Source organism: Streptomyces sp. NPDC054813 (assembly GCF_053611365.1).
The window spans coordinates 308,341-334,729 of record NZ_JBSHAF010000008.1 but is presented as its reverse complement, the minus strand read 5'-3'; the positions used below and the strand labels follow the sequence as shown (position 1 = coordinate 334,729).

General features: G+C 72.6%; 22 protein-coding genes. 14 read left to right on the top strand and 8 right to left on the bottom strand.

Features of this window, described 5'->3' with window-relative positions:
* Positions 1 to 84 precede the first annotated feature (84 nt).
* The 4 genes from rsgA to ACWGJB_RS18940 all read left to right on the top strand — a co-directional run bounded on the left by rsgA (position 85) and on the right by ACWGJB_RS18940 (position 4,768).
* A complete protein-coding gene (rsgA, locus tag ACWGJB_RS18955) occupies positions 85 to 1,203 on the top strand; it encodes a ribosome small subunit-dependent GTPase A (protein ID WP_453381287.1) in 1,119 nt (372 codons plus the stop codon).
* Positions 1,204 to 1,378: 175 nt separating this feature from the next.
* Entirely contained in the window at positions 1,379 to 2,767 is a 1,389-nt protein-coding gene (locus ACWGJB_RS18950; RefSeq protein WP_453381360.1) for a bifunctional transcriptional activator/DNA repair enzyme AdaA, read from the top strand.
* The gene (locus ACWGJB_RS18945; RefSeq protein WP_453381286.1) at positions 2,767 to 3,261 is read left to right on the top strand and encodes a methylated-DNA--[protein]-cysteine S-methyltransferase; all 495 of its coding nucleotides are present in this window, start codon (positions 2,767 to 2,769) and stop codon (positions 3,259 to 3,261) included. Before ACWGJB_RS18950 ends, ACWGJB_RS18945 begins: the two co-directional genes overlap by 1 nt.
* A 325-nt stretch (positions 3,262 to 3,586) precedes the next feature.
* Entirely contained in the window at positions 3,587 to 4,768 is a 1,182-nt protein-coding gene (locus tag ACWGJB_RS18940) for an SGNH/GDSL hydrolase family protein (protein WP_453381285.1), read from the top strand.
* Between the two features lie 4 nt (positions 4,769 to 4,772).
* Here the strand turns inward: ACWGJB_RS18940 and ACWGJB_RS18935 are convergent, their stop codons facing one another.
* Together ACWGJB_RS18935 and ACWGJB_RS18930 are read right to left on the bottom strand one after the other, a co-directional pair.
* Positions 4,773 to 5,258, bottom strand: coding sequence for a DUF456 domain-containing protein (locus ACWGJB_RS18935; RefSeq protein WP_453381284.1), 486 nt, complete (start codon positions 5,256 to 5,258; stop codon positions 4,773 to 4,775).
* 21 nt (positions 5,259 to 5,279) lie between these two features.
* Entirely contained in the window at positions 5,280 to 6,260 is a 981-nt protein-coding gene (locus ACWGJB_RS18930; protein WP_453381283.1) for a helix-turn-helix domain-containing protein, read from the bottom strand.
* A gap of 487 nt (positions 6,261 to 6,747) precedes the next feature.
* On the opposite strand from ACWGJB_RS18930, the gene ACWGJB_RS18925 reads away from it, so the two are divergent.
* Complete coding sequence (locus ACWGJB_RS18925; protein WP_453381282.1) at positions 6,748 to 8,334, top strand: protein phosphatase 2C domain-containing protein; 1,587 nt, start codon at positions 6,748 to 6,750, stop codon at positions 8,332 to 8,334.
* 60 nt (positions 8,335 to 8,394) lie between these two features.
* Complete coding sequence (locus ACWGJB_RS18920; protein WP_453381281.1) at positions 8,395 to 10,137, top strand: pyruvate dehydrogenase; 1,743 nt, start codon at positions 8,395 to 8,397, stop codon at positions 10,135 to 10,137.
* A gap of 1 nt (position 10,138) precedes the next feature.
* On the opposite strand, the gene ACWGJB_RS18915 is transcribed toward ACWGJB_RS18920, so the two are convergent.
* Positions 10,139 to 11,518, bottom strand: coding sequence for a helix-turn-helix domain-containing protein (locus tag ACWGJB_RS18915; RefSeq protein WP_453381280.1), 1,380 nt, complete (start codon positions 11,516 to 11,518; stop codon positions 10,139 to 10,141).
* 178 nt (positions 11,519 to 11,696) lie between these two features.
* On the opposite strand from ACWGJB_RS18915, the gene ACWGJB_RS18910 reads away from it, so the two are divergent.
* From ACWGJB_RS18910 to ACWGJB_RS18900, 3 genes are all read left to right on the top strand, one after another.
* The gene (locus ACWGJB_RS18910) at positions 11,697 to 12,317 is read left to right on the top strand and encodes a hypothetical protein (RefSeq protein ID WP_453381279.1); all 621 of its coding nucleotides are present in this window, start codon (positions 11,697 to 11,699) and stop codon (positions 12,315 to 12,317) included.
* A gap of 133 nt (positions 12,318 to 12,450) precedes the next feature.
* A complete protein-coding gene (locus tag ACWGJB_RS18905) occupies positions 12,451 to 12,915 on the top strand; it encodes a hypothetical protein (protein WP_453381278.1) in 465 nt (154 codons plus the stop codon).
* 307 nt (positions 12,916 to 13,222) lie between these two features.
* On the top strand, positions 13,223 to 13,672 hold the full coding sequence (locus ACWGJB_RS18900; RefSeq protein WP_453381277.1) for an ATP-binding protein: 450 nt from the start codon (positions 13,223 to 13,225) through the stop codon (positions 13,670 to 13,672).
* A gap of 79 nt (positions 13,673 to 13,751) precedes the next feature.
* On the opposite strand, the gene ACWGJB_RS18895 is transcribed toward ACWGJB_RS18900, so the two are convergent.
* Both ACWGJB_RS18895 and ACWGJB_RS18890 read right to left on the bottom strand, forming a co-directional pair.
* Positions 13,752 to 14,786, bottom strand: coding sequence for a DUF2637 domain-containing protein (locus tag ACWGJB_RS18895; RefSeq protein WP_453381276.1), 1,035 nt, complete (start codon positions 14,784 to 14,786; stop codon positions 13,752 to 13,754).
* A 315-nt stretch (positions 14,787 to 15,101) separates the two neighbouring features.
* Complete coding sequence (locus ACWGJB_RS18890; protein WP_453381275.1) at positions 15,102 to 15,926, bottom strand: (2Fe-2S)-binding protein; 825 nt, start codon at positions 15,924 to 15,926, stop codon at positions 15,102 to 15,104.
* A 163-nt stretch (positions 15,927 to 16,089) separates the two neighbouring features.
* On the opposite strand from ACWGJB_RS18890, the gene ACWGJB_RS18885 reads away from it, so the two are divergent.
* Positions 16,090 to 16,857, top strand: coding sequence for a GntR family transcriptional regulator (locus ACWGJB_RS18885; protein ID WP_453381274.1), 768 nt, complete (start codon positions 16,090 to 16,092; stop codon positions 16,855 to 16,857).
* Between the two features lie 192 nt (positions 16,858 to 17,049).
* Here ACWGJB_RS18885 and ACWGJB_RS18880 read toward each other — a convergent pair whose 3' ends face one another.
* The 3 genes from ACWGJB_RS18880 to ACWGJB_RS18870 form a co-directional block, all read right to left on the bottom strand.
* Complete coding sequence (locus tag ACWGJB_RS18880; RefSeq protein ID WP_453381273.1) at positions 17,050 to 17,550, bottom strand: DUF2231 domain-containing protein; 501 nt, start codon at positions 17,548 to 17,550, stop codon at positions 17,050 to 17,052.
* A gap of 74 nt (positions 17,551 to 17,624) precedes the next feature.
* Complete coding sequence (locus ACWGJB_RS18875) at positions 17,625 to 18,392, bottom strand: hypothetical protein (protein WP_453381272.1); 768 nt, start codon at positions 18,390 to 18,392, stop codon at positions 17,625 to 17,627.
* Positions 18,393 to 18,745: 353 nt separating this feature from the next.
* On the bottom strand, positions 18,746 to 20,446 hold the full coding sequence (locus ACWGJB_RS18870) for a PucR family transcriptional regulator (protein ID WP_453381271.1): 1,701 nt from the start codon (positions 20,444 to 20,446) through the stop codon (positions 18,746 to 18,748).
* Positions 20,447 to 20,798: 352 nt separating this feature from the next.
* Here ACWGJB_RS18870 and ACWGJB_RS18865 point away from each other — a divergent pair, with 352 nt between their 5' ends.
* The 4 genes from ACWGJB_RS18865 to ACWGJB_RS18850 all read left to right on the top strand — a co-directional run bounded on the left by ACWGJB_RS18865 (position 20,799) and on the right by ACWGJB_RS18850 (position 26,267).
* A complete protein-coding gene (locus ACWGJB_RS18865; RefSeq protein WP_453381270.1) occupies positions 20,799 to 21,689 on the top strand; it encodes an FAD binding domain-containing protein in 891 nt (296 codons plus the stop codon).
* The gene (locus tag ACWGJB_RS18860; protein ID WP_450765207.1) at positions 21,689 to 22,258 is read left to right on the top strand and encodes a (2Fe-2S)-binding protein; all 570 of its coding nucleotides are present in this window, start codon (positions 21,689 to 21,691) and stop codon (positions 22,256 to 22,258) included. The genes ACWGJB_RS18865 and ACWGJB_RS18860 overlap by 1 nt, the downstream gene beginning before the upstream one ends.
* A gap of 5 nt (positions 22,259 to 22,263) precedes the next feature.
* Positions 22,264 to 24,663 carry a xanthine dehydrogenase family protein molybdopterin-binding subunit gene (locus ACWGJB_RS18855; protein WP_453381269.1) on the top strand — a complete coding sequence of 800 codons (2,400 nt, stop codon included), beginning with the start codon at positions 22,264 to 22,266 and terminating at the stop codon, positions 24,661 to 24,663.
* A 146-nt stretch (positions 24,664 to 24,809) separates the two neighbouring features.
* On the top strand, positions 24,810 to 26,267 hold the full coding sequence (locus ACWGJB_RS18850) for an NCS2 family permease (protein WP_453381268.1): 1,458 nt from the start codon (positions 24,810 to 24,812) through the stop codon (positions 26,265 to 26,267).
* Positions 26,268 to 26,389: the final 122 nt, after the last annotated feature.

Sequence of the window (26,389 nt, the reverse complement as noted above, 5' to 3'; positions counted from 1 at the left end):
TTTCCACCCCTGTGGTCTCCGGCTGACACCCACACATCTTCCGCGCCGAGCGCGCCGCCGGGGCCACCCTTCGAAGGGTTTCCCTTGTTCCACACTTCGCTCAACACCTCCGCCACTTCTGATGGCCGGTACGCCCTCGCTTCCTACGGGTGGGACGAAGGCTGGACCGCCGAGTTCGCTCCGCACGCCGAGCAGGGTCTGCTGCCCGGCCGTGTTGTGCGGGTCGATCGTGGTCAGTGCGATGTCGTCACTTCGGCAGGCGTCGTTCGTGCCGATACCGAGTTCGTGGTGCCCCGTGACCCGATGAAGATCGTGTGTACGGGGGACTGGGTCGCCGTCGACCCCGAAGGTGATGATCCGCGGTACGTGAGGACGTTGCTGCCGCGCCGTACCGCCTTCGTACGCTCCACCTCCTCCAAGCGGTCCGAGGGGCAGATCCTCGCGGCCAACGTCGACCACGCGATCGTCGCGGTGTCCCTCGCCGTCGAGGTCGACCTCGGCCGGATCGAACGGTTCCTGGCGCTGGCCTGGGAGTCCGGGGCCCAGCCGGTCGTGGTCCTGACCAAGGCCGACCTCGTCCCGGACCCGGTGACCCTCGCGCATCTGGTCCAGGACGTCGAGACCAGCGCCCCCGGCGTGCCGGTCCTCACCGTCAGCGCGATGGCGGGGGACGGCCTGGACGTCCTTGTCTCGCTCGTCCGCTCCGGTACGTCCGTACTGCTCGGCCAGTCCGGCGCGGGCAAGTCCACCCTCGCCAACGCGCTGGTCGGCGAGGACGTGATGGACGTCCGGGCCGCCCGGGACGTCGACGGCAAGGGCCGGCACACCACGACCACCCGCAACCTGCTGGCGCTGCCGGGCGGGGGAGTGCTGATCGACACGCCCGGGCTGCGTGGCGTGGGCCTGTTCGACGCCGGGACCGGGGTCGGGCAGGTGTTCTCCGAGATCGAGGAACTGGCCGAGGGATGCCGGTTCTCCGACTGCGGGCACGAGAGCGAGCCGGGCTGTGCGGTGCGCTTCGCGGTGGAGACCGGGGAACTGCCCGTGCGCCGGCTGGAGAGCTACCGCAAGCTGATGCGGGAGAACCAGTGGATCGTCGCGAAGACGGACGCACGACTGCGGTCCGAGATCAAGAAGGACTGGAAGAAGAGGGGGGCGGAGGGGAAGGCGGCGATGGAGGCGAAGCGGGGGCGGTGGCAGTAGGGGCGGTGGCGGTTGTCGGGTGAGTGCGGGCGCGTGGGGGCTGGTCCCGCCCACGCGGCGGAGCCGCATGTCGATTCAGCCCCGCGCCCCTTACGGGGCACGTTGCAGCCACTCCCAGCGCCACGTCCGATTCCCGCCAGCCCCACCCCTTCCCATCGCCCACACTTGAAGGGTGATGGACGAAGAGACCAGGTACGAGGCGGTGCGCAGCCGGGACGGGCGGTTTGACGGCGCGTTCTTCTTCGCCGTGCAGACCACCGGCATCTACTGCCGTCCCAGCTGCCCCGCCGTCACCCCGAAGCGGCACAACGTCCGCTTCTTCCGCACCGCCGCCGCGGCGCAGGGCTCCGGCTTCCGGGCCTGCCGCCGGTGCCGACCGGACGCCGTACCGGGGTCCGCCGAGTGGAACGCCCGTGCCGACGTCGTCGGCCGGGCCATGCGGCTGATCGGCGACGGCGTCGTGGACCGGGAGGGTGTCGGCGGCCTCGCCGACCGGCTCGGCTACAGCGCCCGCCAGGTGCAGCGGCAGCTCACCGCGGAACTCGGCGCCGGCCCGGTCGCCCTCGCCCGGGCCCAGCGCGCCCACACCGCACGCGTGCTGCTCCAGACCACCGAGCTGCCGGTCACGGAGATCGCGTTCGCGAGCGGATTCGCCAGCGTGCGGCAGTTCAACGACACCGTCCGTGCCGTGTACGCCACGACCCCGAGCCGGTTGCGCGAGGCGGCGCCCGGCGGCCGGGGCGCCCGGCGCGGCTCGCCGGCCGCCGGGATCCCGCTGCGCCTCGCCCACCGCGGCCCGTACCAGGCCGGTCCCGTCTTCGACCTGCTGGAACGCGAGGCCGTACCCGGTGTGGAGGAGGTCACCGGCGCCGCCGGCGCCCGCACCTACCGCCGCACCCTGCGACTGCCGTACGGCCATGCCGTCGTCGCCGTCGAGGAGCGGACCGGCGCCGCGGCCGGCGGTGCCCGTCCCGGCGGCTGGCTCGAAGCCCGGCTGCGGCTCACCGACCCGCGCGACCTGACCACCGCCGTACAGCGGCTGCGGCGGCTGTTCGACCTCGACGCCGACCCGTACGCCGTCGACGAGCGGCTCGCCGAGGACCCACGGCTCGCTCCGCTGGTCGCCGCGCGGCCGGGGCTGCGCTCACCCGGCACCGCGGATCCGGCCGAGGCCGCGGTACGGGCCCTGGTCGGCACCGTCGGCGCCGAGCGGCTGGTTCAGCGGTACGGCAAGGCGCTGGACGCGCCCGCCGGCAGCCTCACCCACCTCTTCCCGGAGGCCGCCGTGCTGGCCGAGGCCGAGCCGGACGGTCCCCTCGGCGCGCTCGCCGCCGCGCTCGCGGACGGCACCGTACGGCTGGACCCGGGCGCCGACCGGGACGACGCGGAGGCGGCCCTGCGGGCCCTGCCCGGGCTGGAGCCGGCGGTCGTCGCCGCGATCCGGGTCCGTGCGCTCGGCGACCCCGACGTGGCCGCGCCCGGCCTGGACATACCGGACGACTGGCGGCCCTGGCGGTCGTACGCCGTCCGGCACCTGCTGGTGGAAGGAGAGCTGAGGAACTGATGGATGTCACGTACTGGACGCGGATCGCTTCGCCGGTCGGGGAGTTGCTTCTGACCGCGGATGCGGACGGGTCGTTGACGTCCCTGTCCGTCCCCGGGCAGAAGGGCGGTCGGAGCGTCGAGGCGGGGTGGCTCGCGGACGCGGGGCCCTTCCGAGCGGCCGAGGAGCAGCTCGCCGCGTACTTCGCCGGTGAACTCGAGGAGTTCCGGCTGGAGTTGAGCGCACACGGGACCGAGTTCCGGGAGCGGGTGTGGGGTGCGCTGGACGGCATCCCGTACGGGGGGACGACGACGTACGGGGAGATCGCCGCGCGGATCGGGGCGTCCAGGATGGCGGTGCGCGCGGTCGGCGGAGCGATCGGAGCCAACCCCTTGCTGATCGTGCGGCCTTGTCACCGGGTGATCGGGGCGGACGGTTCGATGACCGGCTACGCGGGGGGACTTCAGCGAAAGGTGCGGCTGCTGACGCTGGAGGGAGCGGTGGCGGCGGGTTAGGGCTGGGGGCTTACCGGCGCCGGCAGGGTGCCGCTGCGCTCACCCGTACCGCCTGGGTGCACCCCCAGGCCCTCAAGGCACTGGGGGAGGCACGACTGCCCGCGGCTACGACGGGCCCCGTAAGGGGCGCGGGGAACTGCGCGAGCAACCACACACCACCCGCGGCCGGGATGCGGCCCGCAGTTCTACGGCGCGGCTCCGCCAGGCTCGCGCTCCGCCAGGCTCGGGCTCCGCCACCTGGGTGGTCCCCCGGTCAAGTTGCTGCCCCGCCCGGCATCCGTATGTCACCTTCCCCTCCAGTGGGCCTCAGGAAGGGCGGGTGTGGATGGGCAAGGTCGGGCGGGTCCTCGGCGCGGCGCTGCTGATCGCGATGGGTACGACGGGGCGGGCCGGTGCCGAATCGGGCCCCTCGCTCTGGGCGGGGAGCTGGGAGACCGCACCTTCCGGTACCGTCCGCGCGGTGCCCGGCGCCGCCTACCGCAATGTCGTCCATCTCAGTGTCGGAGGCCGTGCGGTACGGGTCCGGATCAGCAACCGGCTCGGCAGCGCACCGCTACGGCTCGGCGCGGTCACCGTCGCGCTGCGCCGAGGCACCGGCGCGGACGCCGTACCCGGGTCCATGCGCGGCGCCACCTTCGACGGCGCCGGCACCGCGGTCGTACCGGCCGGGCAGGACCTGGTCAGTGATCCGGTGCCGCTCGCCGTCCCGGCCGCCGCCGATCTGCTGGTCACCGTCGAGACCCCGGGCGACTCCGGTCCCGCCACCTATCACCGCGTCGCGCTCCAGACCAGCTACCTCGCCACGCACGGCGCAGGCCGGGCCGCCGACGAGCACGGGAGCGCGTACACCAGGACCACCGGGAACTGGTACTACGTCGCCGGTGTCGACGTGCGCAGCGTGACCCTCGGCACCGTGGTCGCCTTCGGTGACTCCCTCACCGACGGCAACGGCTCCAGCTTCGGCAGCAACCACCGCTGGCCCGACCGCCTCGCGGAACGGCTGCGCCCCTTCCGGATCGGCGTCCTCAACGCCGGGATCTCCGGCAACCGGCTGCTGCTCGACAGCACCGGAGGACCGGGCGCCCTGAACCGGCTGGACGCCGACGCGCTCACCCGGGCGGGTGTCCGGACCCTGGTCCTCCTCGAAGGCATCAACGACATCAAGGGCACCCCGGAGGCCACGGACCCCGCCGACTTCGTGCGGGCGTACCGGGCGATCGTGGCCCGCGCCCACGCACGCGGAATCCGGGTCGTGGGCGCGACCCTCACGCCCTACGCGGGGTTCAGCGGCTACACCGACGCCCGGGAGGGCGTACGGCAGCAGGTCAACGCGCTGATCCGCACCCGGCACGTCTTCGACGCGTACGTGGACTTCGACGCCGTCGTCCGCGATCCGGAGCAGCCGACGCGCATCCGGCCCGGCTACGACCCCGGCGACCATCTGCACTTCAACGACGCCGGCATGCGCGCCCTGGCCGCCGCCATCCGGCTCGTCGACCTGCTCTGAGCCCTCAGCCGCCCCAGACCACCGCCACCAGCCAGCCCGCGCTGATCAGCAGGCAGGCGAACAGCTCGGCCAGCACACTGGAGCCGCCCGCGTCCATCGTCGTGCGCAGCGCGGCCAGTGCCTCGGCGCGGCGGCCGAGACGGCGGCGTTCGTGCAGGTAGATCCCGGCCATGAAGCCGGGGATCGCGCCGACCACGGGGAGCAGCACGAAGCCGAGGACGGCGCCGGTCCCGGCGTACACGCCCATGCGGGGGGTGGCCCCACTGGCCCGCAACCGGCGCGGCGGCAGGGTCCAGCGGATCACCTGGGTCAGCAGCAGCACGACCGAGGCGCCGACCAGGACCGCCCAGGCCACCGGGCGCGGGTCGTACAGCGTCCACCACAGCACGGCGGCCCACACCAGCCACGAACCCGGCACCCCGGGCACCAGTACTCCGCACAGGCCGAGCACCAGCACCAGGCCGACCAGCAGGAGTTCCCCTGCTCCCATCTGCCCAGAGTGCCGCGCGGGTCAGTCCCGGGCCACCCAGCCCCGCTCGTAGGAGTGCCAGCCCAGTTGCAGCCGGGTCGTCACCCCGGCCAGCTCCATCAGCCGTTTCACCCGGCGCTGTACGGTCCTGAGGCCCACGTCGAGCTGTTTGGCCACGCTCACGTCGGTCAGCCCGGCCAGCAGCAGCGACAGCACCTCCAGATCGGTGGCGTCGGGGGCGTCCGGCCGCTCCTCGGTCACCCCGGAGGCGCCGAGGCGGAGCGGCAGCGCGGTCCGCCACACCGACTCGAACAGTTCGGACAGCAGCTCCAGCAGACCGCTGGCGTGCACCACCACCGCGGCGGGCTCCGAGGTGTGCGAGGTGAGCGGGACCATCGCGAGGGAGCGGTCCGCCACGACCAGCTTGGTCGGGACCCGATCCACCACCCGCACCTGCTCGTCCCGGCCCAGTGCCGCCGTCAACTCCGTGATCCCGTGCGGCAGATCGAGCACCGCGCGCTCCACCACCACCCGGTAGCGCACCCCGCGGCCGGCCGCCTGTTCCTCCGCCTCGTTCTCCGTTCCGGAGACCACCACCGGGTTGCCGGTGACCAGCGCGCACACCTCGTCGGCGGCGCCCAGCTGGAGCTGGAGGAACCGCTGGGCGACGGCCGGGGCGCCGGTCACCACCTCGACCAGGTCGTGCACCGCCGGCTCGGCGGCCGCCGCCCGGTACTCCTCGGCCAGCAGCGCGGCCGCCAGCTCCGCCTTCTCCAGCTCGTGCCGCTGCTGGGTGAGCAGCGCGCCCAGCGCCACCCCGGGCGGCGCCGCCACCCAGCGGCCGGGCCGGCCCGAGGACTGGGCCGCGAGGCCGTGCCGCTCCAGCCGGCGCAGCGCGCGCTCGGTGTCCGGCTCGGCCAGCGTCAGGCGCCGCGCCAGATCGGGCACATCGGCGGCGCCCACGGACACCAGCGTCCGGTACGCCGACTCGTCCCTCTCGTCCAGACCGAGCGCTGCCAGCATCGACCCGCGTCCCTCCCTCGAAGTCGGGCACCATGGCGGGAACCGGCCACGGCGCAAACCCGCCGCAGCACATCATCGCCGTACCGGCGGTCACTCTGCCAAGATCACGTCGGCGCAGCACCTTCACAGGGGTTCCGGAACCGCGACTCACAGCTGGTCGCAAGGAATGCCCGTCACAATCTGGCCTCCGGCCGACGCGACCGCGTCCGGCCGTGCGAACGGTGACCCGGGCCCATGACGCGCGCACGCGTAGGGGGTCTGGGGCCGGGTCACTCAGGTGTCGCCGGGTGGTTCTCCCGTGGGGGGTGGGACCACCCGGCGACTCACACGTGTAACGGGCACCATCCCCCTCACGCGTGTCGTCGATTCTCTTTCCTCGCACGGGTGTTCAGCGCGTCCCTCGTCCACGCCGTTCGACACCGGGTCGGGTGCGGGATTTTCCCGATGCCCCGTTTTCATCCGGCCCATGCGGTGGACAATTAGGGGCATGAGCCAGCCAGGGGGTAGGCCCACCCGTCATGAGGACGACTGGTGGGGGCAGTTGTACGACGACTCCACCGAGGACACCGGCCCCACGGCCGCACCCGATTCCCTGGACGACCGCTTCGCCTCGGCGAAGAACACGGTGGCGGGACGGGGACGGGCGTGGGGACGGCGGGGCGTCGCGGAGGAACCGGGCGCCGAGCCGCCCGACCCACCGGCCGCATCGTCCCCGCCGACACCGCCGGTCCCGCCGGCAGTGCCGGTGCAGCCGGGCCCGTCCGGGCCCCCGGCCGCGCCGGTCCCGTCGGCCGCTCGGGTGCCGTCGCCCGGCCCGACGGCCCCGCCGACCGTGCCGGCCCCGCCGACCGTGCCGGCCCCGCCGACCGTGCCGGCGCCTCCGGCCGTGCCCGCGCCCCCGACCGTGCCCGCGCAACGCGCGCCCGCCGGCCCCACCGAGGCACCGGGCGAGAACACCGCCACCGTCCGCAAGCCCTGGCCGTGGGACGAGGAGGACCCGGAGTTCGCGGAGGCGGACGACGACGCCTGGGCGGACTCCCGTCCCGCCACCCGCCCCGACCTGGCCACGCTCCCGCCGCACTCCGCCCCGGCCGCCGCCCCGGTCTCCTCCGTGGACTACGTCGGCTCCGGCCCGCCCACCTACGACGCCGAACCCACCGCCCTGCCCGCCGCCGACCCCGACGAACTCGACGACCTGGTCTCCGACACCGTGCTGGACGGCGCCCGCTACGGCACCTGCACCCTGCGGGCCGTCTCCCAGCGCGGCGACTCCGCCCGGTACCGGGGCGAGCCGCGCCGCGACGCCCTGCTCACCGCCCGGTTCGGCTCCGGCGACCAGGCACTGCTCCTGGTCGCGACGGCCACCGGCGCCCGGGCCACCCCCGGCGCCCACCGGGCCGCCGCCGAGGTCTGCGAGTGGATCGCCCGGGCGGTGGGCCGCAGTCACCAGCGGCTCACCGAGGACATCCAGGCCGCCCGGCGCGGCGACCTCAAGTCCGGGCTGCACCGGCTCACCGACCGCAGCCTCGGCAAACTCCGCGCCAGCGCCGCCGAACAGGGCGTCGCCGCCGAGGAGTACGCGGCCAGCCTGCGCTGCCTGCTCGTCCCCGCCCACCCCCAGTGCCGTACCCGGGTCTTCTTCGGGGTCGGGGAGGGCGGGCTGTTCCGGCTCCGGGACGGCCAGTGGCAGGACATCGAACCGCACGTCGACACCGACACCGTCGGTGAGGCCGTGGTCGGTTACGGTTCGCCGCCCGCCGAGACCCCGGAGGGCGACCGGCTCACCATGGACCTCGGCATCCCGACCCCGCCGAGCCCCTACGAACCGGCCCCCGAACCGCCCCGCGACCCCTTCCTCTTCCGGGCCTCGGTAGCCCGCCCGGGTGACGCCCTGGTGATGTGCAGCGGCGGGCTCGCCGACCCGCTGCGCGGCGAACCCGCCCTCTGCGCGTACCTGGCCCGACGCTGGTCCGGCCGTACCCCGCCGGGTCTCGCCGCGTTCCTCGCGGACACCCAGGTGCGGGTGAAGGGCTACGCCGACGACCGTACCGCGGCGGTCGTCTGGGAGGCGTGACGCCGCTCCCTGTGCGTGGATGGGAGGTATCCGCCCACAGGGAAGGGGCACCCGTCCGTCATGGCCAAGCAGAACGTCGCCGAGCAGTTCGTCGACATCCTCGTCCGCGCCGGAGTACGCCGCCTCTACGGCGTCGTCGGCGACAGCCTCAACCCGGTGGTCGACGCCGTCCGGCGCAACTCCGCCATCGACTGGATCCACGTCCGCCACGAGGAGACCGCCGCGTTCGCGGCCGGCGCGGAGGCCCAGGTCACCGGGAAGCTGGCGGCCTGCGCCGGCTCCTGCGGCCCGGGCAACCTGCACCTCATCAACGGCCTGTACGACGCCCACCGTTCGATGGCCCCGGTGCTCGCCCTCGCCTCGCAGATCCCCTCCAGCGAGATCGGCCTGGGCTACTTCCAGGAGACCCACCCCGACCGGCTCTTCCAGGAGTGCAGCCACTACAGCGAGCTGATCTCCAGCCCCAAGCAGATGCCCCGGCTGCTCCAGACCGCCATCCAGCACGCGGTCGGCCGCAGCGGGGTGAGCGTGGTGAGCCTGCCGGGCGACATCGCCGACGAACCCGCCCCGGACCATCCCGTCGAGAGCGCGATCGTCACCTCCCGGCCCACCGTCCGCCCCGGGGACGAGGAACTCGACAAGCTGGTCGCGATGATCGACGCGGCGGACAAGGTGACGCTGTTCTGCGGCAGCGGCACGGCCGGAGCGCACCCGGAGGTCATGGAACTCGCCGGGAAGATCAAGTCCCCGGTGGGCCACGCCCTGCGCGGCAAGGAGCACATCCAGTATGACAACCCGTACGACGTCGGCATGAGCGGACTGCTCGGCTACGGCGCCGCCTACGAGGCCACCCACGAGTGCGACCTGCTGATCCTGCTCGGCACCGACTTCCCGTACAGCGCCTTCCTCCCCGACGACGTACAGATCGTCCAGGTCGACGTGCGCCCCGAGGTGCTGGGCCGCCGGTCCCGTCTCGACCTCGCCGTGTGGGGCGACGTGCGCGAGACGCTGCGCTGTCTGGTGCCGCGGGTGCGGACCAAGGAGAACCGGCGGTTCCTCGACCGGATGCTCAGGAAGCACGCGGACGCGCTGGAGGGGGTGGTGAAGGCGTACACCCGGAAGGTGGAGAAGCACGTCCCGATCCACCCCGAGTACGTGGCCTCCGTACTGGACGAACTCGCCGACGAAGACGCGGTGTTCACAGTCGACACCGGCATGTGCAACGTCTGGGCGGCCCGGTACATCTCGCCCAACGGCCGCCGCCGGGTGATCGGTTCCTTCTCGCACGGCTCGATGGCCAACGCGCTGCCGATGGCGATCGGCGCACAGTTCACCGACCGGCGACGGCAGGTCGTGTCGATGTCCGGGGACGGCGGCTTCGCCATGCTGATGGGCGACTTCCTGACCCTCGTGCAGTACGACCTGCCGGTGAAGGTCGTGCTGTTCAACAACTCGGCGCTCAGCATGGTCGAGTTGGAGATGCTGGTCGCGGGCCTGCCCTCGTACGGCACCACCAACGTCAACCCCGACTTCGCCGCCGTCGCCCAGGCCTGCGGTGCCTACGGGGTACGGGTCGAGAAACCCCGGCAGCTCGCCGGTGCGCTGAAGGACGCCTTCAAGCACAAGGGTCCGGCCCTGGTCGACGTCGTCACCGACCCCAACGCGCTGTCCATCCCGCCGAAGATCAAGGCCGACATGGTCACCGGCTTCGCGCTCTCCGCGTCCAAGATGGTCCTCGACGGCGGCGTGGGCCGGATGGTCCAGATGGCCCGCTCCAACCTGCGCAACATGCCGAGGCCGTAGCTCAGCCCTCGACCGGTACCCACTGGCGGACACCGTTCACGAAGCCGTACCAGTAGTGCGGCAGGCCCTTGATGGAGCTGGTGCGGAACGGCCGGCCGTGGTCGTCGATCCGGACCGTGCCGGAGCGGCCCTGTGAGGACCAGTCCAGTTCGAGGTACCAGCGGCAGTCGCAGCCCTCGGTGCGCGCGTTGACGCGGAGCACCTCCGGGTCCGTGGACGAGACCCGGTAGGGCAGCCGCATGGTCGAGACGGTCTGCCCGTCCGGGCCTTCGCCGGCCACCGGGCGGGCGATGGGGCGGTCCTTGTCCAGGTCGACGTCGAAGTAGCGCGGGGTGAGCCCGCCGCCGCAGCCGTCGGCCATGGAGTAGGCGATACCGGGTGCGGGCGCGCTACGGCCGACGACCCGCACCCGCAGGTCCTCCAGGACGACGGCGGTGGACGAGCGGCCCTGCACCGAGATCTGGACGATCGTGTCGCGGCCGTGCACCGCGTTCTGGGTGGCCGCCCAAGTGCCGGCGTCCTGCGGGACGGGCGGCGGCGGAACCTGCGCCGGCTGCTTGTCGATGACGTAGTCGTGGTCGCAGCCCAACTCCCAGACCTGCGAGCCGGCGGTCCAGGCGAGCGGGACGGCGGTCGGGGCGGGGGTGGCGGGCGTGCTCGGGGTGGCGGGTGAGGGGGTCCTGGTGCCGTCCGGCGAGGAGGACGGCGAGCGGCGGCCGGGCGAGCCGGAGTCGTCCGGTGTCGGACCGGTGGGCGTGGGGTGGTGGCGCCGGGCGTCGCCGGCCGCGGTCGTGGGGGAGGAACCGGGGGACCGGGCCGAGGTGTCGGCGGGCGGCCGGTCGTCCGAGGGGGCGATCAGACTGCCCAGCGTCACCAGGAGCACGACGGCCACGGCCGAGCCGACCAGGGTGCGGCGACGGCGGTACCAGGGGCGGGGCGTGGGCGTGGACCCGGGCTGCGGTACCGGGGCCGCTCCGCTCCCGGCCGCGGCTTCCGGGGCTGCCGGGGTTTCCGGTTCGGCTTCGGTCTGCTGCGAGGCCTCCGGAGCCGTCGGTTCGGGGTCCTGGGGCTCGGTGTCCTCCGCCGTCCGTGGCCGCTGCCGTGCCGCCACCGCCCGTAACCAGCACTCGTGGAGTTCGAGCCGTTCCGCCGGGCTCGCCCCGCAGAACGCCGCCAGGCGCTCGACCGGAGCGAAGTCCAGCGGCACCGCCTCGCCCGCGCAGTAGCGATGCAGGGTGGAGGTGTTCATGTTCAGGCGGCGGGCCAGCGAGCCGTAGCTCCGGTCCGTACGGTCCTTCAACTGCCGCAGCAGCGCCGCGAACTCCTCGACGTCCTCGCGCACGGGCACCTTCCCCCGGTCGTCCGTATCCCAGGCACTCATATACCTGCACGTCAACAGGGCTGGGATGGTTCCAGGCCGGCGGAACGGGCGGTGGCCGTTGCGGTTGCCGCAGCTGACGGCCGATGCTTCTGGTGTCGCACCGACCAGGGCCGGACCGACCAGCCGGCGCCGTCCGCGGCATCCCACACCCATGCACCGATCCAACGGGGGACCATCCATGCCCAAGCGCACCCGAGCAGGCGCGCTCACCGTACTCGCCGGCGCCGCACTGGCCGTAGGCACCACGCTCGCCGTCCCGGCGGCGGCCGCCCCGAAGCCGCCCGGCTTCCTCGCGGCGGCCGACCTGCCGCCGCACCCGAGCTCGTCCTGGACGGCCGGCAAGGTCACCGCGGGTGTGCCGGAGGTGGTCAAGCAGGACACCTGCCTGGGCATCGCCCTCGGCGGCGGCCAGAACACCTGGTACCGGGAGTTCCGGACCGATCTCGACACCAGCGCCCGCCAGGTCAGCGTCGAACTGGCCGACGTCCGCGCGGCGAAGGGCCGGGTCGCGAAGCTGGACGAGGACATCGTGTCCTGCGCGGACCGGATCGAGATGGAGGACCCGGAGACCCGGGCCGCCTTCCAGGACCACGGCGACCTGCCCGTCGGCGACGGCGCCCACGTCTACGCCCTGCACACCGAGACCTCCTGGGGCGCCAGTGACATCCGGCTGCTGTCGCTCGGCCGGGAGGGGAGCACCGTGACGGTCGTGGACTGGGGGCAGCTGGGCGGCTTCCAGGACGCGCCGGTGAAGGCGTTCAAGAAGACGACCACCACGGCCGTGAAGAAGCTCCACTGAAGGACGGGGGCCGTCCTCCCGCTCGGGGGAGGGGAGGACGGCCCCGACAGCCACCACGTACCGACCTGGTACCGAAGCCCAAGTACCGAAGCCCAAGCACAGAAGACCAAATACAGAAAACGGGGAATCAGACATGAGCACCAAGACCCGCACCGTCCTCACCGCCGGCGTGCTCGCCGTGGCCCTCGGGCTCGGCTTCACCGCCCAGGCGTCGGCCGGCGCGCCGCGCAGCGTCGCCGGCGACCCGTCCGCCAACCTCACCCGGATCGCCGACTTCTACGGCGCCTACATCGACGCCGAGACCGACCCGGACGGAAGCGGTGACCTGCCCACCGCGCTGCGCGCGTACTACATCGCCCCGACCTACCTGAAGGCGCTGGCGGCCTGGGAGGACCGGGAGCACGCCGACGGCGTGCTGCGGGCCCAGAACACCCCGCTCAAGTGGAAGGTCACCGACAACGGCACGGCGAAGAACCACACCGAGGCCGTCGTCACCCTGACCTGGAGCCGCAACACCACCACGAAGCTGTTCGTCGACATGAGCCGTGGCTCCCACAAGATCATTCACATCGGCACCAAGGGCCTCGGGGCTAAGTAGGCGGAAGGGAAGGTTTCGGCCAGGTTCGGCGGTGCCGTGGACCGCGTGAAACAGCTCGGGGGGTTGTACGAGGGGCTGTTTCACGTCGGGTCTGCGGCACCGTTGGCGCGTACGGGGCGGTCCGGGAGGCGACGTACGCGCCGGGGCCGGTTCAGGACATGGCCGAACACCCGGTCGTCATCGGCGTGACATGACTGGCCCGTGCCCGAGCGGGCAAGGATCCCCGTGAACGTGTTCGATCAGGAGGGGAACCGGCAACAGCGTGCGGGCGGGGGTCATGAACAGTCAGGCACGAGGGAGCGGTCCCGTGGCCATCGGGGCCTCCTCGGCGCAGGCAGCGGGGGAAGAGACCGACACGACGGAACGGGGACACGCGTCACAGCTCAGGCGCCGGCTGGGGCGGTCGGATCTGCGGGCGGTGCCCGAGGCGCGCCGGGAGCTGCGGGAGCTGCTACGCCACTGGGGGAAACCGGGCCGTTCGGAGATCGCGGAACTGCTCACCAGTGAACTCGTCACCAACGCTCTCGTCCACACCGACCACGAGGCGGTGCTGACGGCGGTCGTGGGACCCAGCCAACTGCGTGTGGAGGTCCGGGACTTCGTGGGCCGCCGGCCCCGCGTGTGCGCCCCGGACACCGGGGACGGCACCCACGGCCGGGGCATGGTGCTGGTCGACTCCCTCGCGGACGCCTGGGGCGTCCAGCCGCACGAGGTGGGCAAGTCGGTGTGGTTCGAACTGGACGCGGAGGCCGCCTGAGGCCGCCTTCCCGAACGGGACGGGGGCGTGACCCTGAAGGTCACGCCCCCGTCCCGAGGTGCCGTCCGGCAGCAGACGATCAACCGAACTGCTGCTCAAGGTCCTTGAGCTTGCGCTCCAGGGAGTCGAGGCGCGGCAACGCCATTGTGTCGTCCTCCGCGGTCAGGTCGACCGTGATCGGGTCAGACGCTTTGCGGACTGGCTGAAGGGAGGGCCGCTGGCGTACGGGCAGCTGCTCCGGCGCCGATATGGCAGGCTCCGCAGTGGGCTGGGAGGGACCGCGCTCGACCTGGTGCACCTCGTCCTGCCGGCCGCGTCCGACGAAGCCCCGGTGGCCCCGGCTGATGGCCTTGAGCTGGGCCCGCTCCAGACGGTCCTGCTCGCGGCGGCGCATGCGGTTCGTCTCCTTCTGGCGCTTGTCCTCGCGCACCTCGTCGACCGCCTCGTCCAGGCTGCGCACGCCCTCCAGGAGCATCAGCGACCATGCCTTGTAGGTCTCACGGGGAGCCCGCAGCCAGCGCACGATCCGGATCTGCGGCAGCGGACGCGGCACCAGGCCCTGCTCCCGCAGGGCGGCCTTGCGGGTCTGCTTCAGCGCGCGGTCGAAGAGGACGGCCGCGGACAGCGACATGCCGGCGAAGAACTGGGGAGCGCCCGCGTGGTCGACACCCCTGGGCGCGTGCACCCAGTTGAACCAGGCCGCGGCGCCCGCGAACGTCCACACGAGTATCCGGGAGCCGAGGGCCGCGTCACCGTGGCTCGCCTCGCGCACCGCGAGGACGGAGGAGAACATCGCCGCGCCGTCCAGGCCGAACGGCACCAGGTACTCCCAGCCGTCGGAGAGGCCGAGGTTCTGCTGGCCGAAGCCGACCAGACCGCGGAACGAGAGCGCCGCGGCGACCGCCGCGGAGCAGAACAGGAGCGCGTAGGAGACGGTGCCGTATATGGCCTCCTTGCGCCTGCGGCGCTCCTCGCTACGCTCCCACGAGTCGTCCTTCGCGTGCTCCCCGCCGGACCGCTTGGAGCGCGCGAGCACCGCCACCGCGACCAGCATGCCCAGGAGCAGTACGGCGCCAGGAAGCAGCCAGTTCAGCGATATGTCGGTCAGTCTCATCTAGGGGTCCCTTGCATTGGGATAGGGCGTATCGCCCGCCATAGTGGCCCAATCCCACCGGCCCTCAGGGGGTTTCGGGGCAAGAGACCGCCAAGGAAGTGCAAGGGGTTGCCCCAGGGCGGCATTCTGCTCGAACTGCCGCGTGAGGGGCGGGAGTTGAGTTCGAGTAAGAGTACCCATACGGGTGGTTCCTCGGAAAGTTCCTGCGGCAAGTGAGGAAGTTGTGAATTCCCTGCCGACGCAAGGGGGATCCCGCCCTCGGTGATCTTAGTGGATCCCGTGGGGTGCTTCGTCCCGGGGGGGCCTGAGGGTGCCTCAGGCCGCTGCGGCCGCCGTGAGTTTGGCGATCCGCTCGTCGTCGCAGGTGCGCGGGCAGGTGGCACAGGTGTCCTCGGGGCGCAGCGTGTAGTACATGCAGCAGCTCGCCCGGTCCCGGGTCGGCAGCGGCTCGCCCGCCGGGCCGGCCAGCACCCGGAAGGCGGCCGAGCCGACGTACGGCTTGGTGGCGCCCGGCAGCAGCCGTTCGAGTTCGGGTGCGGCCCGCTCCTCGTCGCCGAGCAGTTCGGCTACGTACCAGAGCCCCTCGACGATCTCGTCGGTCGCCATGCCCCACAACGCGCGCCCGCGCCGCCGCATCCGCGGCCCGAAGGCGCCGAGTACCGGTTCCAGGTGCTCGGCGACCGCCGCCCGCACCTCGGCCCGCAGCGCCTCCTCGTCGGCGACGACGACCGCGCCGGGCAGCGCCGCCGCCGGGTCGCCCGGCAGGCAGGCGAAGGAGGCGACGCGTATCGCCATGCGGCCGGCCACCCGGTCGTACGAGACATGCGTCACGGGCAGCCGCGGGACCCGGCGGTCCAGGAACCAGGGGAGGGTGATCAGGAGGCAGGCGGCCCAGCCGTAGCGGTGCAGGCCGAAGGTGGCCACCACGTCCGGGCGGCCCGGCTGTCCGTAGTCCCGCAGGATCTGGTCCTCGTCCCAGGCCAGGAAGGAGTCCAGACCGGCCCCGCCCGCCGCGAGCTCGGCGGCGCCGACCCAGTCGCCGCCCCGGGGTGCCGGCTCGCCCGGGCCCAGCTCCGTGACCACCAGGTCCGGGCAGACCTCGCTCAGGCGGGCGTAGGCGGCGGAGACGGGGGAGGCCATGGGTTACCACCGATCGGGTGCGGGCCGACTGCTGGATAAGTAAGCCTTACCTTACCCATTCATTCGGAAATTTGAACTATCGCCCGGGGCGCCTAAGGTGCTTGACGGACAAGTAACAACCCACCGTTAATGGCCCAAGTCCCGACGAGTCGGAGGAGGACCCGTGAACCATCGCGCGCACCCGGCTCCGGCCGAGACGGCCAGGGTGCCGGCGCAGACGCGGTCCGAGGCGCCGGCCCGGGAGACGGGCGGACACCCCGCCGGCGCGCCCGCCGCGCGCGGCGAGCACACGCACTGCGAACGGCCGATCCCGCAGCCCAGGCCCGCCGTGCAGCGGGCGTCCGTGCGGGGGCAGATCCTGGACGCGTTGCGTACCGCGCTGGCGAGCGGGGAGCTGGCGCCCGGTGAGGTGTACTCGGCGCCGGCGCTGGGGGAGCGGTTCGGGGTCTCCGCGACGCCCGTGCGCGAGGCGATGCAGCAGCTGGCCCTGGAGGGCGCGGTCGAGGTCGTGCCCAACCGCGGGTTCCGGGTCGTGGAGCGGGGCGCCCGCGAACTCGCCGAACTGGCCGAGGTGCGGGCGCTGATCGAGGTGCCGGTGATGATGCGGCTGGCGCGCAGCGTGCCGGCCGAGCGGTGGGCCGCGTTGCGGCCGCTGGCCGAGGAGTCGGTACGGGCGGCGGCGCTGGGGTGCAGGGCGACGTACGCGGAGGCCGACCGGGCGTTCCACCGGGCGGTGCTGGCCCTTGCGGGCAACGAGCAGTTGGTGCAGATCGCGGAGGACCTGCACCGGCGGGCGGTTCCGCTGCGCGGGGGACGGGCCGACCTGATGGCGGACGCGGGTGAGCACGCGGCGTTGCTGGACGCGTTGATCGCGGGGGAGCTGGACGCGGTGCGCCGGTTGGTGGCCGGGCATTTCGCCACCGCGGGTTGAGCGGCGGAGGGGTGTTTTCGCGGCGGCCCGCCGCAGGGGTGACGTCCGTCGCCCGGGCGTGGGTCGACGTGGCCGCAAGCGCAGTTCCCCGCGCCCCTTACGGGGCACGTCCCGGCTGCGGGCGGTCGCGCCTCCCTCGGTGCCTCAACGGCCTGGGAGGTGCCCCCACCCGCACCCGGCGTAGAGGTGGCCTCAGCTGCCCTGGGCCGTCTTGGCGTACGCGTCGTGCCAGGCGGCCTTCGCGCCGGAGTCGCCTATGCGGTAGACGTCGACGACCGCACCGGCCGCCACGGCCACCGACAGCACGCCCACGACGATCCGCACCGGAAGGGCCGACAGGCGCCCGCCCGCATTGCCGTCCGCCTCCGGCCCGCCGCGTCGCCTCGCCCACCACACGACCGTGGCCAGCGCGAACAGACCGAGCGCCCACGGCAGCAGCCCGTCACCCAGCTCGGTGTGCCTGCGGACCAGGGCGTCGTCGGTCACGTGCCGCTCCAGCCACTCGCCGGCCTGGGTCGTCAACGGCACGCTGACCAGGGCGACGAGGGCGAGTGCGGGCAGCAGTATGCCCAGCCGCCGGGCGGCCCGCGGCCACAGTGCGGCCGTCACCAGGGCGAGGGCGGCCAGCGGGACCAGGACGACGACGATGTGGACCAGCAGGACGTGGGCAGGCAGCCCGTTGACAGTGCTCATGGCAAAGCGCTCCTGAGGGGGTCGGGGCGCGTCAGCCTGGCACAGCCAACTCTCAGTTTCCTCTGAGGCGAATCTCAGGCGGTCGCCGCACCCGGAGTGGGTGGGGTCAACTGGCTTGCCAGCCAGGTCGGGACGCCCCCCAGGAGGCGGAACAGCCGGCCCGCCTCCTCCCGCAGCCGCGACGCCTCCGGCTCCGGTTCCGTGTCGGCCAGGGACGCGAGTGCCGGTGCCGTCCCCACCAGGTATCCCAGCTCCTCCCTGATCCGCAGCGACTCCGCGAAACCGTGCCGGGCCTCCGCCAGCTCCCCTTCGCGCAGGGCGAGTCCGGCCAGGTGGCGCCAGGTGAAGGACAGCAGCAGCGGGTCGGCGTGGGCCGTGGCGGCCGTGTGGGCCCGGCGGTAGGCCGCCCGCGCCGCCTGCGGGGAGCGGGTCAGGTTCTCCGCCAGCAGGCCCCGGCGGAAGTCGAGAAGCGCCCGTCCCGGCGCCCCCGGAGGGATCAGCGCCGCCGCCCTCCCGAGCGCGGCCCGCGCCTCGTCGGCCCGGTCCCGCACCCCGTGCAGCGTGGCCGCGTAGGCGAGTTGGCCGCGCTCGCAGGCGGCGGCGCCCCGTTCCTCGTCGGTGCGGGCCACCGCCTCCGCCGTCCGCAGCGCATCCTCCGCCTCTCCCCAGCCGCCCTCGGTGTAGAGACACCGTTCGACCATCAGCCCCGCCCGCTGCAGGGAGGACGTCGGCGTGTCCGTCGGCAGCAGTGCCGCCGCGTCGGCCCAGCAGGCCCGCGAGCGCAACCGCCATACCGCGGTCTGGAGCGGATCGTCACCGGCGTTCGTTCCGTTCCCAGACATGGCGGAATACGCCACGTTGCCCTCCCCAGGGTTCTGCCCTTCGGCTCAGCCCGGGGTCGCGGGGCGTGGCACGCGCATCTGCGGCGTTGTCGTCGGTCACCGACGCTCCGCGTCGGCTCCCTCCTCCGCCTTGCAGCTGCACGCACCACGCCCCGCTCATCGGTGTCGCGAGGCGGGTTGCCTCGACACCGACCTGATCCGAAGGGCAGGCCCAGCGCGCCGTCGAGCTGTGAAGTGGTGGCCGCATTCCAGCACCGATCGCCACGCGGGGCCAAGAGGGTGGGTGAATAATTTCACAAAGTCGTGGGACGGCGACGGCACTTGGCGCGAGCCGGTCGCACGCCCGCGTGACCTCAGCTCATCCGCAATGCCAAGAAGAAATCGAGCTTGTCCTCCAGCCGGGAGAGGTCCCGGCCCGTCAACTGCTCGATCCTGCCCACGCGATAGCGCAGCGTGTTGACGTGCAGGTGGAGCCGGGTGGCGCAGCGGGTCCAGGAGCCGTCGCAGTCGAGGAACGCCTCGAGGGTCGGGATCAGCTCGGCGCGGTGCCGGCGGTCGTAGTCCGTGAGCGGGTCCAGCAGGCGGGCGGTGAAGGCGCGACGGACGTCGTCGGGGACGAAGGGCAGCAGCAGGACGTGCGAGGCCAGCTCCTGGTGGCCGGCCGCGCAGACCCGGCCGGGGCGGGCCGCGGCCACCCGGCGGGCGTGCCGGGCCTCCTCCAGGGCCCCGCGCAGCCCCTCCGCCGAGTGCACGGCCGCACTGACGCCGAGGGTGACCCGGCCGTCGTCGTCCAGGCCCGCGGACAGGGGGCCGCGCACCGCCTTCAGGAGGGCGTCGGCGTGCACACCGGACTCCGAGCCGTCGTGCTCGGTGGAGACCGCGGGGAGCGGGACCAGGGCGACCGCCTCGTCGCCGGTGTGGGCGACCGCTATCCGGTCGGACGGCTCCGGGCCGGTGGCCAGCGGGTCGACCAGGATCTCCTCCAGGAGCGACTGCGCGACCGGACCGCCCTCGACCTCCCCGCCGTCCCATTCGGCGCGGGCCACGACCACCTGCCAGTGGGGGGCCGCGCCGAGGCCCGGCAGCAGGACGGGCGCGGCCACCCGCAGGCGCGCGGCGATCTCGGCCGGGGCCGCGCCCGTCTGGACCAGCTCCAGCACCTCCTGGGCGAGCCGGCGCCGTACCGTGCGGGCCGCGTCGCGGCGGTCGCGCTCGACGGCGATCAGCTGGGTGACGCCCTGGAGCAGGTCGAGGCGCTCGTCCTGCCAGTCGCTCGCGTCCGCCTCGACGGCCAGCAGCCAGTCCGAGAGCACGGTCTCGCGCACGTCCCGGGCGCCCTGCGGGGAGCGCCCTGCGCCGGCTGCCGCCGGGCGGTGCCCCCAGGAGCGGATCGGGAAGAGCGAGTACGTGGCGCCGTCGAGGAGGACCCGGTGCGGGCTCCGGCGGCCGGTGCGGGTCGCGGCCAGGTGCTCGGCGGCCAGCCGGGCGCAGGCGTCGGCCGGCAGCGCGGGCCCGGACACCTTGGAGCCCGCGATCAGGCGGCCGGTCGGGGAGAGCACCCAGGCCCGCAGGTCGAGGTCCGAGCCGAGCAGGTCCAGGACCACGTCCGGGCCGCCGCCCGCCGGACCCGAGGTCATCATCCGCCGGTGCCGGTCCACGACGGCCGCGAGGTCCCCGGCCCGCTCGCCGCTGACCTGCCGTACGACATGCTCGGTGATCGTCGCGAACGCCACCGACTCGTGCACCGCGAAGAGCGGGAGACGGTGCTGGGCGCAGGCCACCACCAGGTCGTCCGGGATGTCCCCGAGCTCGGCCTCACCGGCGGCCAGCGCGGCCACTCCGGCCTGCGCCAGGAGTCGTACGAACGGCTCGGAGTCCGCGGCGTCCCGGCGCCAGGCCAGGCCCGTCAGCACCAGCTCACCGCCCGAGAGGTAGCGGCTGGGGTCACGCAGGTCCGTGGTCATCACCCCGCGCACGGTGCGGTCCAGCTCGTCCTCGCCGCCGAGCAGCCGCAGGCCCAGCGCATCGGTGTCCAGCAGTGCGCGCAGCCGCATCTCGTCGCCGCCGTTCTGTGTCTCGAAATCTACGATGAATCTTGCAGTGTCATGGATGGGGCGCCCGGCGTGCGAGGTCACGGGCCGCGATCACGAGGTGCCTGGGCGTTTCCTGCGTTTCCACAGGAAAACCGGGAGGTTACTGATGACCTCCGTTCATACGAATCTACAAGATGCCCGTGCTGGCCAGCCAACTCCTTCATGGTTTCGGTGACTGACCCCACTGGAGTACGGAGCGGTGTACTGACGTCATTCCGCGTTAACAGGACATGAACGAGCCGGGCCCGCCGCACACGGATTGGCTCAATCCGCACGACTCACGAGACTCACGAGACGGAGAAGAGAGCCGGTCATGGACTTCCTTCGCCCCGCCAGCTGGGAGGAGGCGCTCGCCACGAAGGCCGAGCACCCCACCGCAGTGCCGATCGCGGGTGGCACCGATGTGATGGTCGAGATCAACTTCGACCACCGCCGGCCCGAGTACCTCCTCGATCTCAACCGCATCGGCGATCTCTACGAATGGGAGGTCGGCGAGGAGAGCGTACGGCTCGGCGCCTCCGTGCCGTACACCCGGATCATGGAGAACCTGCGCGCCGAGCTGCCGGGCCTGGCCCTCGCCTCGCACACCGTCGCCTCCCCGCAGATCCGCAACCGCGGCGGCGTCGGCGGCAACCTCGGCACCGCCTCCCCGGCCGGTGACGCCCACCCCGCGCTGCTCGCAGCCGGCGCCGAGGTCGAGGCCGAGTCGGTGCGCGGCACCCGGCTCATCCCCATCGACGAGTTCTACACCGGCGTCAAGCGCAACGCCCTGGCGCCGGACGAGCTGATCCGCGCGGTGCACGTGAAGAAGGCCGACGGACCCCAGCAGTACTCCAAGGTCGGCACCCGCAACGCCATGGTCATCGCCGTGTGCGCCTTCGGGATCGCCCTGCACCCCGAGACGCGGACCGTGCGGACCGGGATCGGCTCGGCCGCTCCCACGCCGGTGCGCGCGAAGACCGCCGAGGACTTCCTGAACGCGGCGCTCGACGAGGGCGGCTTCTGGGACAACGGAAAGATCATCACGCCGTCGGTCGCCAAGCAGTTCGCGGACCTGTGCGCCGCCGCCTGCAACCCGATCGACGACGTCCGGGGCACCGCCAGCTACCGCCGGCACGCCGTCGGTGTGATGGCCCGCCGGACGCTCACCTGGACCTGGGAGTCGTACCGCGGCACCACCTATCAGAAGGGGAGTGTCGCCTGATGCGCGTCAACTTCACCGTCAACGGACGTCCCCAGGAAGCCGACGACGTCTGGGAGGGCGAGAGCCTGCTCTACGTGCTGCGCGAGCGGCTCGGTCTCCCCGGCTCCAAGAACGCCTGCGAGCAGGGCGAGTGCGGATCCTGCACCGTCCGGCTGGACGGCGTGCCCGTGTGTTCCTGCCTGGTCGCGGCCGGCCAGGCCGAGGGCCGCGAGGTCGTCACCGTCGAGGGGCTCGCGGACCACGCCCGGCAGCGCTCCTGCGGCGACGCCCACGGGACCTCGCTGGACGCGGCCCGGGGCTGGCAGGCCAAGGGCACCGACTCCCACACCGGCGAAGGCACCCCACTCTCCCCGATCCAGCAGGCGTTCATCGACGCCGGCGCGGTGCAGTGCGGCTTCTGCACCCCGGGTCTGCTGGTCGCCGCCGACGAGATGCTGGAGCACAACCCGAACCCGACCGACGCGGACATCCGCGAGGCGCTCTCGGGCAACCTGTGCCGCTGCACCGGCTACGAGAAGATCATGGACGCGGTCCGCCTGGCGGCCGCCCGGCAGGGAGAGGCGGTCTGAGCGACATGCCCACCATCGGCACTCCCACCAAGATCACCCAGGGCTCCCAGACCAAGGGCGGCGTCGGCGAGTCCACGCTCCGCCCGGACGGCACGCTCAAGGTCACCGGAGAGTTCGCGTACTCGTCCGACATGTGGCACGAGGACATGCTCTGGGGCCAGATCCTGCGCTCCACGGTCGCGCACGCCGAGATCGTGTCGATCGACACCGCCGAGGCCCTCGCCCAGCCCGGCGTCTACGCGGTCATGACCTACGACGACCTGCCGACCGAGGTGAAGAACTACGGGCTGGAGATCCAGGACACCCCGGTCCTCGCGCACGGCAAGGTACGCCACCACGGCGAGCCGGTCGCGATCGTCGCCGCCGACCACCCGGAGACCGCCCGCCGCGCCGCCGCCAAGATCAAGGTCGAGTACCGCGAGCTGCCCGTCATCACCGACGAGGCCTCCGCGACCGCCCCGGACGCGATCCACATCCACGAGAACCGCGACGACCACCACATCGGCCACGTCCCGCACCCGAACATCGTGCACCGCCAGCCGATCGTCCGCGGCGACGCCGACGAGGCCGCCAAGAAGGCCGATGTCATCGTCAAGGGCGAGTACTACTTCGGCATGCAGGACCAGGCCTTCCTCGGCCCCGAGTCCGGCCTCGCGGTGCCCGAGGAGGACGGCGGCGTCCACCTCTACATCGCCACCCAGTGGCTGCACAGCGACCTGCGCCAGATCGCCCCGGTCCTCGGCCTGCCCGAGGACAAGGTGCGGATGACGCTGTCCGGCGTCGGCGGCGCCTTCGGCGGCCGCGAGGACCTGTCGATGCAGATCCACGCCTGTCTGCTGGCCCTGCGCACCGGCAAGCCGGTCAAGATCGTCTACAACCGCTTCGAGTCCTTCTTCGGCCACGTCCACCGCCACCCGGCCCGCCTCTACTACGAGCACGGGGCCACCCGCGAGGGCAAGCTGACGCACGTCAAGTGCCGGATCGTGCTCGACGGCGGCGCCTACGCCTCCGCCTCCCCGGCCGTCGTCGGCAACGCCTCCTCGCTCGGCATCGGCCCCTACGTCGTCGACGACGTCGAGGTCGAGGCCATCGCCCTCTACACCAACAACCCGCCCTGCGGCGCGATGCGCGGCTTCGGCGCGGTCCAGGCGTGCTTCGCCTACGAGGCGCAGATGGACAAGGTCGCCGGGCAACTCGGCATGGACCCGGTGGAGTTCAGGAAGCTGAACGCCATGGAGCAGGGCACCCTGCTGCCCACCGGCCAGCCGGTCGACTCCCCGGCCCCGGTCGCCGAACTCCTGCGCCGGGTCAAGGCGATGCCCATGCCGCCCGAGCAGCAGTGGCTCTCGGCCGGCGAGCAGGCCGACGTACGGCAGCTGCCCGGCGGCCTGTCCAACACCACGCACGGCGAAGGCGTCGTACGCGGTGTCGGCTACGCGGTCGGCATCAAGAACGTCGGCTTCTCCGAGGGCTTCGACGACTACTCGACCGCCAAGGTCCGTATGGAGGTGGTCGGCGGGCAGCCGGTCGCCACCGTGCACACCGCGATGGCGGAGGTCGGCCAGGGCGGGGTCACCGTCCACGCGCAGATCGCCCGTACCGAACTCGGCGTCACCCAGGTCACCATCCACCCGGCCGACACCCAGGTGGGCAGCGCCGGTTCGACCTCGGCCTCGCGCCAGACGTACGTCACCGGTGGCGCCGTCAAGAACTCCTGCGAGCTCGTCCGCGAGAAGGTGCTGGAACTCGGGCGCCGCAAGTTCGGTACGTACCACCCGGCCTGGGCCACCGCCGAGCTGCTCCTCGAGGGCGGCAAGGTCGTCACCGACGGCGGCGAGGTGCTCAGCGACCTGGCCGACGTGCTCGGGGACGAGGCGGTCGAGATCGAGGCGGAGTGGCGGCACCGGCCGACCGAGCCCTTCGACCTGCACAGCGGCCAGGGCAACGGCCATGTCCAGTACAGCTTCGCCGCCCACCGCGCGGTCGTCGAGGTCGACACCGAACTGGGCCTGGTCAAGGTGATCGAGCTGGCCTGCGCCCAGGACGTCGGCAAGGCGCTCAACCCGCTGTCCGTCGTCGGCCAGATCCAGGGTGGTACGACCCAGGGCCTGGGGGTCGCGGTGATGGAGGAGATCATCGTCGACCCGAAGACCGCGAAGGTCAGGAACCCGTCCTTCACCGACTACCTGATCCCGACCATCCTCGACACGCCGACCATCCCGGTCGACGTCCTCGAACTCGCCGACGACCACGCCCCGTACGGGCTCCGTGGCATCGGCGAAGCCCCGACCCTGTCGTCGACCCCGGCCGTCCTCGCGGCGACCCGGAACGCGACGGGTCTGGAGCTGAACCGCACGCCGGTCCGCCCGGAACACCTCACCGGCACCGGACCCTCCGGGGTCTGATCCGGTGAGTTCTCCTGGGGGACTCCGTCCCCCAGGACCCTGAATGTTCGCCTCGGGCCGTCCCCCGGGTCGGGCACCTCCCCAAATCCCGTGCGTCGCCGAAGGCACGTCGCGGGTGCCCCTTTGAACCTTGGGAGTAGGCCCATATGACCCAGCAGTCACTGGAGCCGGAGACCGTCGCCGACGACGCGGGTGAGGGAACCCGCGTCCCGGCCGGACGGTCCTGGCTCGACCGGTACTTTCACATCTCCCGGAGAGGCTCCACCGTCGCGCGTGAGGTCCGCGGCGGCGTCACCACCTTCATGGCGATGGCGTACATCCTCCTGCTCAACCCCCTGATCCTGTCCGGCAAGGACGTGGCCGGGGACGCCCTCGGCCAGAAGGCCCTGATCACCGCGACCGCGTTCGCCGCGGCCTTCACCACGCTGCTGATGGGCTTCGTCGGCAAGGTGCCGCTCGCGCTCGCCGCCGGCCTCTCCGTCTCCGGCGTGCTGTCCTCGCAGGTCGCCCCGCAGATGACCTGGCCGCAGGCGATGGGCATGTGCGTGCTGTACGGCGTGGTCATCATGCTCCTGGTCGTCACCGGCCTCCGCGAGATGATCATGAACGCGATCCCGCTCGCGCTCAAGCACGGCATCACCATGGGCATCGGCCTGTTCATCGCCCTCATCGGTCTCTACAAGTCCGGCTTCGTGCACCAGGGCAAGGCCACCCCGCTCAGCCTCGGCCCGGCGGGCGAACTCACCGGCTGGCCGGTGCTGCTCTTCGCCGGCACCCTGCTGCTGATCTTCATGCTCCAGGCCCGGAACGTCCCCGGCGCCATCCTGATCGGCATCGTCAGCGGCACCGTCGTGGCCGCCGTACTCAACGGCCTGGGTGTCATCGACCCCAGGCAGTGGGCCAACGGCGCCCCCGAACTGCACGGCTCCGCCGTCTCCATGCCGGACTTCTCGCTCTTCGGGCACGTCGAGTTCGGCGGCTGGGGCAAGGTCGGCGCGATGACGGTCGCGATGATCGTCTTCACGCTGGTGCTCGCCGGGTTCTTCGACGCGATGGCCACCATCATCGGCGTCGGCACCGAGGCCAAGCTCGCCGACGACAAGGGCCGGATGCCGGGCCTGTCCAAGGCGCTGTTCATCGACGGGGCGGGCGGCGCGATCGGAGGTGTGGCCGGCGGCTCCGGGCAGACCGTGTTCATCGAGTCGGCGACCGGCGTCGGCGAGGGCGCCCGCACCGGACTCGCCTCGGTGGTCACCGGCCTGTTCTTCGCGGCCTGTCTCTTCTTCACCCCGCTCACCGCGATCGTCCCGCAGGAAGTCGCCTCGGCCGCCCTGGTGGTCATCGGCGCGATGATGCTGATGAACGCCCGCCACGTGGACTGGGCCGACCGGGCCACCGCCATCCCGGTGTTCCTGACGGTCGTGCTGATGCCCTTCACGTACACCATCACCACCGGTGTGGCCGCCGGCGTCATCTCCTACACCGCCATCAAGGCAGCTCAGGGCAGGGCCCGGGAAATCGGAGCATTCATGTGGGGCCTGACAGTGATCTTCCTGGTCTATTTCGCCCTCAATCCCATAGAGAGCTGGCTCGGCATCCACTAGGCGCTCCGCCGGTCCGGCCGTGACGGGCCAGCGGTCGTCCGCGGGTCCGTCGTGGCTGGTCGCGCAGTTCCCCGCGCCCCTTCGGGGGCGCATCTCCCCAACGTCGTCCGAAGGAGACCGAG